This is a genomic window from Sphingobium sp. B2D3A (assembly GCF_025961795.1).
Taxonomy (GTDB): Bacteria; Pseudomonadota; Alphaproteobacteria; order Sphingomonadales; family Sphingomonadaceae; genus Sphingobium.
On sequence record NZ_JAOQOI010000001.1, the window covers coordinates 2,700,159 to 2,712,773 of the forward strand.

The 12,615-nt window shown below is 60.9% G+C and carries 10 protein-coding genes; 2 read left to right on the forward strand and 8 right to left on the reverse strand.

Features of this window, described 5'->3' with window-relative positions; genetic code table 11:
- Nucleotides 1–83: 83 nt before the first annotated feature.
- From M2337_RS12550 to M2337_RS12585, 8 genes are all read right to left on the reverse strand, one after another.
- The gene (locus tag M2337_RS12550; protein ID WP_264570520.1) at nt 84–3,089 is read right to left on the reverse strand and encodes a sensor histidine kinase; all 3,006 of its coding nucleotides are present in this window, start codon (nt 3,087–3,089) and stop codon (nt 84–86) included.
- 85 nt (nt 3,090–3,174) lie between these two features.
- A complete protein-coding gene (locus tag M2337_RS12555) occupies nt 3,175–4,824 on the reverse strand; it encodes an FAD-dependent oxidoreductase (RefSeq protein ID WP_264570521.1) in 1,650 nt (549 codons plus the stop codon).
- A 2-nt stretch (nt 4,825–4,826) separates the two neighbouring features.
- Nucleotides 4,827–5,699 carry an alpha/beta fold hydrolase gene (locus M2337_RS12560; protein ID WP_264570522.1) on the reverse strand — a complete coding sequence of 291 codons (873 nt, stop codon included), beginning with the start codon at nt 5,697–5,699 and terminating at the stop codon, nt 4,827–4,829.
- Nucleotides 5,696–6,646: an MBL fold metallo-hydrolase gene (locus M2337_RS12565; protein WP_264570523.1), complete on the reverse strand. Its 951-nt coding sequence runs from the start codon at nt 6,644–6,646 to the stop codon at nt 5,696–5,698. The genes M2337_RS12560 and M2337_RS12565 overlap by 4 nt, the downstream gene beginning before the upstream one ends.
- 26 nt (nt 6,647–6,672) lie before the next feature.
- The gene (locus M2337_RS12570) at nt 6,673–7,473 is read right to left on the reverse strand and encodes an alpha/beta fold hydrolase (RefSeq protein ID WP_264570524.1); all 801 of its coding nucleotides are present in this window, start codon (nt 7,471–7,473) and stop codon (nt 6,673–6,675) included.
- 137 nt (nt 7,474–7,610) lie between these two features.
- Entirely contained in the window at nt 7,611–8,438 is an 828-nt protein-coding gene (locus tag M2337_RS12575; RefSeq protein WP_413716237.1) for an alpha/beta fold hydrolase, read from the reverse strand.
- Nucleotides 8,439–8,722: 284 nt separating this feature from the next.
- On the reverse strand, nt 8,723–9,310 hold the full coding sequence (locus M2337_RS12580; protein ID WP_264570526.1) for an NADPH-dependent FMN reductase: 588 nt from the start codon (nt 9,308–9,310) through the stop codon (nt 8,723–8,725).
- A 260-nt stretch (nt 9,311–9,570) separates the two neighbouring features.
- Nucleotides 9,571–9,990 carry a DoxX family protein gene (locus M2337_RS12585; protein WP_264570527.1) on the reverse strand — a complete coding sequence of 140 codons (420 nt, stop codon included), beginning with the start codon at nt 9,988–9,990 and terminating at the stop codon, nt 9,571–9,573.
- Nucleotides 9,991–10,293: 303 nt separating this feature from the next.
- Between M2337_RS12585 and M2337_RS12590 the strand changes: the two genes are divergently transcribed.
- Together M2337_RS12590 and dld are read left to right on the forward strand one after the other, a co-directional pair.
- Nucleotides 10,294–10,608, forward strand: coding sequence for a hypothetical protein (locus tag M2337_RS12590; RefSeq protein ID WP_264570528.1), 315 nt, complete (start codon nt 10,294–10,296; stop codon nt 10,606–10,608).
- A 129-nt stretch (nt 10,609–10,737) separates the two neighbouring features.
- Entirely contained in the window at nt 10,738–12,459 is a 1,722-nt protein-coding gene (dld, locus tag M2337_RS12595) for a D-lactate dehydrogenase (protein WP_264570529.1), read from the forward strand.
- The last annotated feature ends 156 nt before the right edge of the window (nt 12,460–12,615 follow it).

Genomic DNA, 12,615 nt, shown 5'->3' on the forward strand with positions numbered 1-12,615 from the left:
CCTTCCAACGATAGGGGGCATTTCCTCTCACCGATACTCGCGCCAGGCGATTGGGTTCACCCGATCCAACTTCCGATCGGAAGTTACAAATTCGCCTCATCATGTCTGCGCCAAGGCCAAAAGAACATGGACCGATATGCGATGCGCGCAGGCACTCGAACCTGGACCAAAGTTCCGGACGCCCGGTTGCTTTGGATGACCAATTTACCGCCTAGCTTGTCCGCGCGCTCACGCATACCCTGGAGGCCGAAATGGCCAGAGCGACCGCCGTTGGCGAGGATAGCCCGGTCTATGCCATCGCCGTCGTCCTTCACCTGAATATCGAGCGCGAAATAGCCGTAACGGATCTCGACGCTCACATGCTTTGCCCTCGAATGGCGCTCCGCGTTAGACAGCGCTTCGCTGACGATGGCGCCAATCTCGTCGATCACTGGGCCGCAAACCGGACGCCGCACGCCCGCCACGCGTATCTCCACGGCTTCGTAGCCTAGATCTTCGATGCGCCTTTCGATATCCCCAGGCGCTGATGACCGGAGGCTACGAACCCGCTCGCGACTTTGAACAACCACGTCGTCGCCGCGCTCCAAGGTCTTCTCAATCATGCCGCGCGCGCGCGAATCAGCCGGTATTACTTCAGCCACGGCCTGGAAGCGCATCAGCAGACCTTGAACGCCTTGGAGCAATGTGTCGTGAAGTTCGCGTGCGATCCTTTCACGCTCCTCAACGCGTGCTTCGACACGATTTCGAATTCTCTGGGCCACGCTACGCGCACGCCATCTGAAGAGCCCAATTGCACAGGCGAACAGTAAAATCGCCATCACAGACCTGAACCACCAGGTTTGGTAGAATCGGGGCGCTATTGAAAATTCTATCGAGGACCCCTTATTGTTCCAGACACCATCACCGTTCGAAGCAATGACCTGAAAGCGATAAGTTCCTGGTGCCAGGTTGCTATAATATGCCTGCCGCCTAGTTCCCGCGTCGACCCAGTCCTTGTCGAACCCGACAAGGCGAAAGCGAAATTTGTTTGCTGCAGGATCCGTGAAGCTTAGCGCAGTGAAATCAAGGGCAACTCGCAAGGTACCTGCTGGCAGCCTCGGAGCTGATGCGCTGAGAGATATAGGGTGATCATCGGCAAGCAATGAGCGGATCACGACCGGCGGTGGGAGTGAGTTAGGCGAAAGCTTTTTAGGATCGATCCAAGCCAAGCCTTCGTTAGTCGCAAGCCACAGCCGCCCGTCCTTCGACACTGTGATGTCGGCCATGTCATAGCCATTGGATCGGGCGCTAATGCCTTTATCCCGGCCGAACACAAAGGCGCGCAACTGCCGCTCAGGGTTTCGAAACGTCAGCTCCAGATCGCTGGAACGAATTTTGGCAACGCCATATGCGGTGATGATCCATGTGTTGCCGTCCTGTAACGGCATTACGCCTGTCACATTGGCAAAAAACGGGTGCCGACGATCGTCGATCGTCCAAAAGGTTTTGCCGTCATAGCGCGCCAGACCATGCTCGCCGCCAATCAGGAACCCATCTTCGAATGGTACAACGGTTTTGATAAACCCGACCGGGATGTTTCTCCCCTGCCAGATCGTTTCCACCTTTCCGTCACGAGCGACACGGAGCCCGTCGAGCGCACGATAAGCAAGCACACCCCCGTCCTTCAGGGACCGAAGCAGCATAGCGCGGTTCATTGCTGAAATCGGGCCGCCTATCAGTGTGAGCTTAGACCCACGCAGGCTGTAGAGTTCTGTCGTGGCAACGATCCATCCCCCCGTTCCGTCTGCTGCACATGCGGTTACGGCACCTGCGGATGGGACATTCACATGCTGGCGGGTAAGTCGTCCACCCGACCATAGGAATGCGTCGCGCGTGGTAAGAAGGAGAACCTCGCCAGAGGCGGCTCCGCAGATATTGACCACATTCCCTGCGACGGAGGCTTCAACTGCAATACGAGCCGGAGCCCCCGTTAATCGGTACAGCTTTCCTGGACCGCCAAAAAATATTGAGTCAGAGCCTGGGGGACGGATCAAGCCGGTAACAACGGTGGGAACCGATCTGACCAAGTGAATGTCGATCGGCGAGAAGCGGTCGAGCCCCCCTTCGCTGCCGACCCAGACATTGCCTTCTCGGTCCTCGTACACCGAAAGGGTAATGGAGCCGACGGTGTCGGAAAAGGTTTCGACCGTCCCCTTGCCGTCCTGCCGCCCCTTCGCAAGCGCCTCGAGCGCTCGGGCTGAGACCCTGACAAGTCCATCGCCTTGCCCTGTGACCCAAAGCGAACCGTTTCGATCAATGATCGTCCTGCGTAGGATGTAGGCAAACCCGGGAGTGTTCAACTTGATGCCGGTGCCTTTGCCGTCAAGTCGCCGAACTTCGCCGTCGATGAGCCAAGTGTGTCCCGAATGATTGTGGGCAACCGCTGCCGGAAAGTTCGTGGTGATCGGTAGCCGGTCGAAATGATTGTCCGAGGAGTTCAAATAACCGACCGCATGGTGCGTCACGAGCAGAACTCGCCCATCCGGCGCAGGCAGCAAATCCTGGAGGTGCTCATCGGGAATTTCATCCCCGAGTTTGAGCCAATGCCAGCGTCCATCCTTGTAAAAGCGAAGCCGCTTCGGGGTGGTGCTCGTTGAGATCGCCCATATCGCTCCATCGGAGCCTTCAGCGAACCGACTGATAGAGCCACGGGGAATCCCATCATTGGCCGACAGGAGTTTTCCGTGCCGATACACCGCGACACCGCCATAGTCGTAACCGACCCACAGGTCACCGTTACGCGCCGCGAGTAGCGCCGTCACCTGGAGTGAACGCGCTGGATCCTGATCGCCCGCTTCAATGTGTTCGAAGGCAATTCCGTCGAACCGATACAGCCCCGTTGATGTCCCAAGCCAAAGAAACCCATCGTGGGTCTGCGTGATAGCCGCAATGTTGGCGGGCGCGCCGTCTGATATTGACCAGCGCGCGTGCCTGAGTTCTCCAAGCGGCTCATCCGGATCAATTGCATACGCAGCTGGTGCAACCAGCAGCAGAAAGGCGATGGCCGGTAGAGTTGCGAGTATTCGCAGCGCTATTTCGGGTAATCGCAATGCTCCAACACCTCGCTCAGTTGGTAGAGGGAAAGAGCACGAATTGACGCAGTAGGGCAACGACCAAGACGAGCTGGACATCAAATTAGGGCAGCCCTTCCAGAAATCCGTGGATGGCCTGGATGACCACCGACCCTTCACCAACGCCGGATGCAACGCGCTTCACGGACCCGGCCCGAACATCGCCTACAGCGTAGATGCCAGCTGTGGCCGTCTCATAAGGCGATGCCAGCGGCTGTCCCTCTGCACTGCGCCCGGTCAAGACGAAGCCATTGTCATCAAGGTCAAGGCAATCGCGCAGCCAGTCAGTATTGGGCTCGGCACCGATCATCACGAACAAGGCACCGCAGGGAATGCGCGTCGCTTCGCCGGTTTTTATATTCTTCCACTCGACCTCCTGCAGGCCGGTATCGCCTGATACTGCTGTCACCTCGCTATAGGGGTGCAGCGTAATACGTGGAGACAGGTCGATCCGCTGGACAAGATAGTCCGACATGGTGGCGGCAAGACCTTCTTTGCGGACGAGAATGTGGACGTGTCCGACGTGCCTGGACAGAAAGACCGCTGCCTGACCGGCGGAGTTGCCGCCGCCCACGACCACGACATTTTTCCCTTCGCAGAGCTTCGCCTCCATAGCCGTTGCCGCATATTGTACGCCCGCACCCTCATATGTCTCGTAGCCCGGCACGTTGAGACGTCGATATCGCGCCCCGGTTGCGACCACCACGGAAGAAGCTCGCACCGTCTGCCCATCTTCTAACTTCAGGGCGAATGGGTGCTGAGAGCAGTCGAGCGCGGACACCATCCGCGAGACAGCGATCCTCGCGCCGAACTTCTGGGCCTGGACCTGAGCGCGCCCGGCGAGCGCCTGACCCGAAATGCCCGTCGGAAACCCAAGATAGTTCTCAATGCGGCTGCTCGTACCAGCTTGGCCACCTGGCGCGAGCGCTTCGATGACGACGGTTTTCAGTCCCTCTGACGCCGCGTAAGTCGCGGCGGCAAGACCCGCCGGGCCGGCACCGACCACAGCCACGTCCCAGACCTCATCATTGGCGAAGCGATCGGTGATCCCGAGCCTGTCCGCAAACTCAGTGGTCGACGGATTCCGCAAGATGGATCGATCGGGCGTGATGACGGCCGGCAAGTCCTCGAGTTCAAGACCTAGCTCTTGCAGGAGGTCGATAGCCAAGGGGTCTGCGACCGTGTCTATTAGCTTGAGCGGATAGCCATTGCGCGTGGCGAAGCGCTCAAGGCGAAGCGTGTCGGCATGGGCTGCTGGCCCGATCAACGTGATCCCGGCCTCCCCGTGATGCAGAAATCCCATGCGCCGCAGGATGAAGGCCCGCATGATGATCTCGGCGATGTCGGGTTCGCCGGCCAGCAGTCGCCTGAAGCTTTTCGCCGGCACCCGGATTACCTTCGCAGACGTCAGCGCGCGGGCCGAGACCAGCAGGGCACGCGCGCTGACGTGATCGAGTTCACCGCTGAACTGGCCGTGGCGATGGACGGTGAGCAACCGTTCCTCGTTCTCGGCATCACCGGCAAAGAAGATGCCAACCTCGCCGGTGACGATAAGGAAAAAATCCGCCTCCCGGTCGCCGCGCGCGAACAGCGTCGTGCCGGCCGCGAGCTTCTCTTCCGTGCCATAGTGCGAAGTCCGCTCGATCATCTCGGTCGAGAAGACCGGATAGATCTGCGCGCCCCTGGCATAAGGATCATCAGCCTCGACCGCCACGATCAGCCTGCCTTTCCAGTCCATCCCTGAAGGAATTCGAGAAGCAGCGCATTGACCGCTTCGGGCCGCTCTTCGTGGGGAAGGTGTCCGCATCGGTCAATCGGAACAGCGCGCAGGTTCTCGGCCATTTCGCCCCAGACCTTGGGCATGTCGAACATCTCGCCGACCGCGCCGAAGTTTGCACCCCAAAGAGCAAGCGTAGGGCACGTGATCTTGACGTCGGCATCTGCCAAATCCTGGGCGACATCCTCGGCATTGGCCCGGTAGTCGGCCATTGCGCCGCGGACCGCGCCGGGCGCGCGATAGGCGCGGACATAGGTGTCGAACGCATCGCCGCTGATCGCCGCCGGATCATAGGCCCAGTCGGAGAAGAACCAGCGTAACCACTGCTCTTCCTTCCCCTCGATAAGCGTTTCCGGCAGGTCCGGGATAAGGTGAAAGAGAAAGAACCAGTAGGCTTTCGCGATGCGCGCATCGAGATCACGCGCCACGATCCGCGTCGGCACATTGTCCATGACCACAAGTCGATCGACCCGATCGGGAAAGTCCTTGGCGAAGCGCGTGGCGACTCGCGCACCGCGGTCGTGACCAACCAGCGCGATCTTGTCGATACCGAGGCTGTCCAGCAGCGCTGCGAGATCGCGCGCCATGGTCCGTTTGTCATAGCCGGCAGCCGGTTTCTCGGTTTCGCCATACCCCCGCAGGTCAGGGACGACCAGACGGTAGAGCTCGCCCAACACCGGGATCTGGTGGCGCCAGGCGAAGTTGGTCTCGGGAAAGCCGTGCAGAAGGACGACCGGAGGCCCCTCCCCGGCATCGATGTAATTCTGACGAATGCCGTTGGCGCGGATCGTATGGTTCTCAACACGGATCATGGCTGAATCCTGTTCAGGCTGTAGTTGACGGGAACCCATTCGAAACTGTCGGCGCCTGTTCGGCGGATGTGGCCGATGCCCGGGAATGAGATATGCGCGCCGGCGATCCACCATCCCTTGGCTGCGGCGTCAGCGAGCGCGGTTTCACGCGAGCCGACTGCCGAATTGGCATCGGTGTCGTACTTCATTGCGATATGCGGATCGGGGATCTGGGCCGGCATGACGTGGACCGTGTCACCCCAGACGAGGAGCGTCTGGCCTCGGCTTTGGACCAGAAACTGGCGGTGTCCTGGCGTGTGCCCTGGTGCCACAACCGGCGTGATCCCTGGTATCAGCGGTGCCTCGCTATCGAATGGCTTGAACCGTCCGGAGGCGATGTAGGGTTTGAGCACCTGTTCGGCGCCATCGAACATCGGGCCAAGGATCGTCGGGACCTTGGATCGGTTGGCGTCGTTCAACCAGAAGTCAGCCTCGACTTTCGAGACGCGAACGATGGCGCGAGGGAACACGACTAGCCCCCCGCGCATCAGGCCGCCGACATGGTCGCGGTGAAGGTGCGTGAGGTAGATCTCGTCGATCTGGTCGGGGGAGTAGCCCGCCGCCTTGAGGTTTGAGACAAGCAGTCCGCCATCCCGACCGTAAAGATCGCCCGCGCCAGTATCGATCAGCACCAGCTTTCCGGGCGTCTTGACGAGGAATGCCGTGAACATGCCTTCGACAGGGGATTTGAGGTAAGCCTTGTCGAGAAGCTCTTCCATCTCGCCGGGCTTTGCACCGACGGCGAGACCCGTCGCATCGAATGGATGCGTCCCGTCGAGCAAGGCGATCACTTCGAAATCGCCAAGCTCGAGCCGGTAGTAGCCCGGCGCCTGCTTTGGCGCGAAAGCCGGCTGCGAAGTCTGCTGTGCGGACGCCGCCGCACAGCTCATGAATGCGCCGGCCAGCACGAGCGCAGCGAGGCGACGAGCGCGCATCACTTGACAGCCGTGACGGCCTTTACCGCCTCTTCGATGACCGCAGCCACCTCCTTGGGGTGCGAAAGCAGCGAGACATGGCTCGACTGGAGCACGGTAGTCTTCGCCTTCATCTGGGCGGCCAGATCACGCTCCATCTGTGGAGAGATCACGCGGTCGTTGGCCGAGACGATGTACCACGAGGGCACCGTGCGCCAGGCGGGTACCGTCACCTTGTCGCCGAAGGTACTGGCGGCGAGCGGACCCTGCGTGACGAAGAGCGTACGTGCCTCCTCGCGCGTCAGGTCCGGCGCGAAATTCTCGATCATTCCCTGCTCAGTCTGGCGCAGAAAGCCTTTGCCGTCGTCCCAGACGGTTCCGAGCGCGGGAGGCTTGGGATAGGCGCCGACAAGATCACCGCCGGTCTGCCCTTCCTTGTTGGCAAAGGCCGCGACATAAACGAGCGCCTTCACCTTGGGGTCGGTACCTGCTTCGGTGATGACGGTACCGGCCCAGCTATGTCCAACCAGGACGACAGGACCGGTCGCATCGGCAAGAACCCGCTTGGTCGCTTCCACATCGTCGGCCAGCGATGTCAGCGGGTTTTGCACGCCGAGCACCCGGATGCCCTTGGCCTGAAGCAGCGGGATAACCTTCGCCCAGCTCGAGCCATCCGCCCAGGCACCATGTACCAGAACGACTGTGGGGGCTCCGGTTTCAGCCGGTGCGCTGCTCGGCGCGGTCTGGGCGAACGCCGGGACCGCGAACGAGAGCGGAGTGGTTGCCAGCGCAAGCGCCATGAAGGAGCGGATGAGATTCATGAGAGGTGTCCTGTGATGGGGTTCTGATCGTGGATGGCACTCGCCGAGCCGGCGCGATTGTCGAATTGACCGACGATTTGGACGGTGCGGTCGCGGAAAAATGGCCCAGCAGATCGCGGCCGCCGGGCCAGTCAGGCTCAACCCTTGATGAAGGAGAGGATGTCGGGGTTGAGAACGTCGGCGTTGATCGTGAGCATCCCGTGCGAGAAGCCTGGGTAGATCTTCAGCTTGTTGTTCGGGAGCAGCTTGGCCTGGAGCAAGGCCGCGTCCTTGAAGGGAACGATCTGATCGTCATCGCCCTGCAGGATGAGCGTCGGAACCTTGATGGCCTTCAGATCCTCGGTCTGATCGGTTTCCGAGAATGCCTTGATGCATTCGTAATGCGCCTGCGCGCCGCCCATCATGCCCTGCCGCCACCAATTCTGACGCACGCCCTCGATGATCGACTTACCCGGCCGATTGAAGCCATAGAACGGGATCGGAACCTGCCAGTAGAAGTCGGCGCGGTTGGCCGCGAGTTGCGACCGGAAGCCATCGAAGACCGAGCGCGGCAGGCCGCCCGGGTTGGACGCCGTCTGCACCATGATCGGGGGGACTGACGCCACGAGAACGGCCTTCGCCACGTTGCCGGCGCCATAGCGCGCGACATAACGCGCGACTTCGCCGCCGCCGGTCGAGTGGCCGATGTGGATCGCGTCTTGCAGACCAAGCTTCTTGACCACCACCTCGACGTCGGCCGCGTAGGTGTCCATGTCGTTGCCGGTCGCAGTCTGCGTCGAACGACCATGGCCGCGCCGATCCATCGCGATTACGCGGTAACCCTGCGACAGGAAATACAGCATCTGCGCATCCCAGTCGTCGGCGCTGAGCGGCCAGCCATGGTGGAAAAAGATGGGCTGCCCACGGCCCCAGTCCTTATAGAAGAGGCGCGTGCCGTCGGCTGCTGTCGCATAGCCATCCCCAATGGGGCCGGAAGCCTGCGCGGCGGCAGGTGCTGCCTGGGCCGCCTCCGGCATCGTCGCGCTGAGCGCGGCGGCGCCGACGGTCAGGCCGGCTCCGGCAAGGATTCCGCGACGGGTAAAGTCCCCGCCCTGACCGTCCAAACCGTCTTGTTCACGCATAGTCGTCTCCATTTTTTCGGGTTCGGAGACGGTCTGGCGTTTTCGGGCCTTGCGCGATTGTCGAAGCGGGTCGAGATTGGCACGAAACGAACGCGAAGCAGTCCGCATCTTTCGGCCGCACTCGCCATTCAATACGGTGGGGCTATCGCCTCATGCTGTCGACGCGCAGCATCGGCCCACCAAGTCAGTTCATCGGCGAAGCGGTCAAAGCTTCGCTCAAGCGCCGTGCCGCCTGCCCCGATAGGCTCAGCCTGCTCGTCCAGTGTCGAGCCGATGGGGCCGACGGCCAGCGTGCTGGGGATAACCACCATTCCCATCTCGGCAAGGGTCGGATGCCAGGCATATCCGGCCCGGGCGCCGGAGAAGCGACCGGCCGAATAGGTAGCCAGTGCTGCCGGTCGCCAGAACCATTCCTCCAAAAAGTGATCGGTGAGATTCTTGAGTCCGGGCTGGACACCCCAATTATACTCGCCGGCCACGAACAGAAATGCATCCGCCGCGACGATCTTCTCGGCGAGCACACGCATGACCTCGGGTGCCGTGTCGCCGGGATATTCCTTGTACATCCGGTCGAGCATCGGCAGCCCAATTTCTTTGGCGTCGATCAGTTCGGCCTCGACACCGCGGGCGGCGAACTTTCGCACGCAATAGTCGGCGAGCCGGATGCCTGCGCGATCCGACCGATAGGAGCCGTAAAGCACGAGAAGCTTTCGCATCCGATGGCGCTCCTCAGGAGAAGTGGTTGGATGCCGGCGGATCGCTCGCTGGAAAGCTCTCCTCTTCTGCCTCATCGACGCGCGCTGCTTCTTCGCGTGCAGTTTCTTCGTCTTTAGGCGGCAGCATCATTTTCGACTCCTTTTTGGGCAGGCCAGGATGACCGTATCGCAAAGGTCAGTCTTGCACAGGACGAACGCTACCGGCACGAAAAGACCGGACAGTTGCCTGCCCGGTCTGATCGATTGGATAGTGCGGACGTTCAGCGACGTGCGTCGAGGCTCCATGCGCCGCCGCCCAGCGCGATCACGTTAAGCAGACCGCCGGCAATCGCGACGTTCTTGAAGAAATGGATGAACTGGTTCTGGTCGCCCAGGGCCGAATGGAACGCCAGTGCGGTCGCAATCGAGAAGACGGCGAGGATGCTCGCCACCAGCCGGGTACGGTAGCCGAGCACCAGCGCGGCACCACCGACCAGCTCGACAAGCAAGGCGACCGCAAGACCGACCTGCGGGAGTGGCAGGCCCACGGACTGTATATAGCCGATCGTCGCGGCCGGCGCTACGAGCTTGGAAAGGCCGCTCAGGATGAAGATCGCTGCGATGCCGATGCGGCCGATTAGCGGAAGGGCAGCGGAGGAACCCGTCGCCTGGGCGGAAGCATTGAAAGGTACAGTTGCCATTGAGAGTCTCCAATCGAAGGCGAACCATTGCCCGCCAGTGACGACACAGATGGAGACATGGCGGCCGCTGCAACAGTGGAACAAAGTCCTCCTTTTCGTTCGATGATTCCGAAATGCTGCGATGAGGCTTGCGCGGCAATCAGGCCAAAACGCAGCAGAGCCGTCCAATCTTTGCCGGAATTTCTTCGATAGGAGGGTCGTCAGCCTCGACCGTTCGAAAAGTTCGAACAAATGCGGGGACATAATCCACCTGTTTCGAGACGCCTCGATCGCGATGGTGGAGCCGACCAGCAGGAGGATTTTATGACCAAGAACGCCACGCCTCATCTGAGTCAACTCGAATGGGCGGCGGTTGCTGTCGCCCTCAAGGATGCGAACGATTGCGGTTGTGCGACCGAACCGTCGCCTGAGGAGGCTGGCATCGTTCACCGTGCCGTCGAGTTTCTGTTCGGGAAGCGCGGTCGTACTCCGCTCGCCAACCCACGGCTCGAAGCGATCCGCACCTTCGTTTGCGCCAGCTACCGCAGGCGGCAGCCAGCACTCGAGCTCGCCAAGCCGCTCGAAGATCATGGTTTCAACCGTGCTCAGATCGAAGCGATGGGGCGTCTCTCAAGATAAGCGCTCAGCCGGTTTCACGCGAGGTTCGAACAAAAGCCGATACGCCCGGCCAATCGCCATGAGACCGAACTCGGCATCGTGCAGATGAGACAGTGAGGCAGACGCCTCCCCAGCATGATGGAACCGCTGATGAACGCACCCGTGATCGCTCCCTCGACAGGCGCCCCTGCCGCCTTGTTGCGCCGCCTTGGAGGTATCGTCGGGCAGCGCTTTCTTCTGACGGGCGAACGCGAAACCCGTCGATTCAGGACCGGCTTCCGCTTCGGACAGGGAGATGCTCTGGCAGTCGTGCAGCCTGGCAGCCTCGTTGAACTTTGGAGGATTGCAAACGCCTGTGCAGAGGCCGGCGTTATCGTGATCATGCAGGCCGCCAACACCGGGATCACGGGCGGTTCGACGCCAGACGGCAATGACTATGATCGTGACATCGTGATCGTCAGCACCACCCGGCTTCACGGGATACAGCTCATTCGCGGTGGCGAGCAGGTGATCTGCATGCCTGGATCGCGCCTTTTCGAGCTGGAGGAGATGGTAGCAGCCATCGGCCGAGAGCCTCATTCCCGAATCGGATCATCCTGCATCGGTGCATCAATCGTCGGCGGTATCTGCAACAACTCAGGTGGGGCGCTCATCCACCGCGGACCAGCGTACACGGAGATGGCGCTCTATGCGCGCATCAACCAGGATGGCAGCGTCGAGTTGATCAATCATCTCGGCATCGACCTTGGCACGGATCCGGAAGCGATGCTGGCCCTGCTCGATGCCGGCTCGCTCGACGATGCGCGCGTGGTCGATGACCCGACGCGCGTTTGCTCCGACCACGGCTATCAGGATCACGTTCGGCAGGTCGACGCGGATACCCCTGCCCGCTTCAACAACGATCCTCGGCACCTCCACGAGGCGGCCGGGAGCGGCGGCCATGTGATCGTTTTTGCAGTTCGGCTCGACACGTTCCCGCTCGAATCCAACATGACCGACTTCTACATCGGCTCGAACGACCCAGCGGAATTGACGGCAATACGGCGAACGATCCTTCGCGACTTCGCCTCGCTGCCCGTCCAGGGTGAATATATCCACCGATCGGCATTCCGTCTGACTGAGCGTTACGGCAAGGACACCTTCCTTGCGATCCGCTATTTGGGCGCCAAGACGCTCCCGAAGCTCTTCTCGGTGAAGGGCCGGGTCGACGCGTTCTTTGGGCGGATCTCCTGGGCCCCTCGGGACATCTCTGAAAAGGTCATGCAGGCGGCGGTCGCCTGGCTTCCCAACCACCTGCCTGAGCGAATGCGCGAGTTCGCCCGACGCTTCGAACACCATCTTATCCTTCGCATGGCAGGCGATGGGGTCGCCGAGGCGCGCAACCTGCTCAAGAGCGTGTTCCCGACCACCAACGGCGATTTCTTCGAATGCACCAAGGATGAAGGCGAGAAGGCCTTTTTGCATCGCTTTGCGGTGGCGGGCGCTTCGATCCGATACCGTGCCCTGCACCGCGAGGTTGTGGATGATTTCGTCGCACTCGACGTCGCCCTGCGACGTAACGACGACGATTGGGATGAGAAGCTACCGCCCGAATTGGATGCCCGGATCACGGGAGTCAGTTATTGCGGTCATTTCTTCTGCCACGTCTTCCACCGGGACTATTTCCTTCGGAAGGGAGAGGATCCGATAGCGTTCGAACGCGATATGCTTGCCTATCTTGATACTCGCGGCGCTGAGTATCCGGCCGAGCACAATGTGGGCCACCTCTATCCCGCGAAGCCACCGCTTCAAAAGCATTATCTCGATCTCGACCCCACCAACAGTCTGAACCCCGGGATCGGACGCACCTCAAAGCGCGCCAACTGGAAGTGATTAGGGCGGCTCGAGCGGTAGGTCCCGACCAGTTAAAGTCATTCCGTGTTCCACGCTTGAACGTCCGGTCATACGGCGGAACCGGTCATTAAAATGCAACCGAGCAGCCAGACGGCTGTACGATAGAGGTAGCCGAGCCGATTGGACGCGGAGCGG

Bases quoted from the DNA above. Each gene is read 5' to 3' on its own strand.
- M2337_RS12580 (WP_264570526.1), bottom strand. From the start codon at position 9,310: ATGCGAAAGCTTCTCGTGCTTTACGGCTCCTATCGGTCGGATCGCGCA.
- dld (WP_264570529.1), top strand. From the start codon at position 10,738: ATGAACGCACCCGTGATCGCTCCCTCGACAGGCGCCCCTGCCGCCTTG.
- M2337_RS12585 (WP_264570527.1), bottom strand. From the start codon at position 9,990: ATGGCAACTGTACCTTTCAATGCTTCCGCCCAGGCGACGGGTTCCTCC.
- M2337_RS12590 (WP_264570528.1), top strand. From the start codon at position 10,294: ATGACCAAGAACGCCACGCCTCATCTGAGTCAACTCGAATGGGCGGCG.
- M2337_RS12560 (WP_264570522.1), bottom strand. From the start codon at position 5,699: ATGATCCGTGTTGAGAACCATACGATCCGCGCCAACGGCATTCGTCAG.
- M2337_RS12570 (WP_264570524.1), bottom strand. From the start codon at position 7,473: ATGAATCTCATCCGCTCCTTCATGGCGCTTGCGCTGGCAACCACTCCG.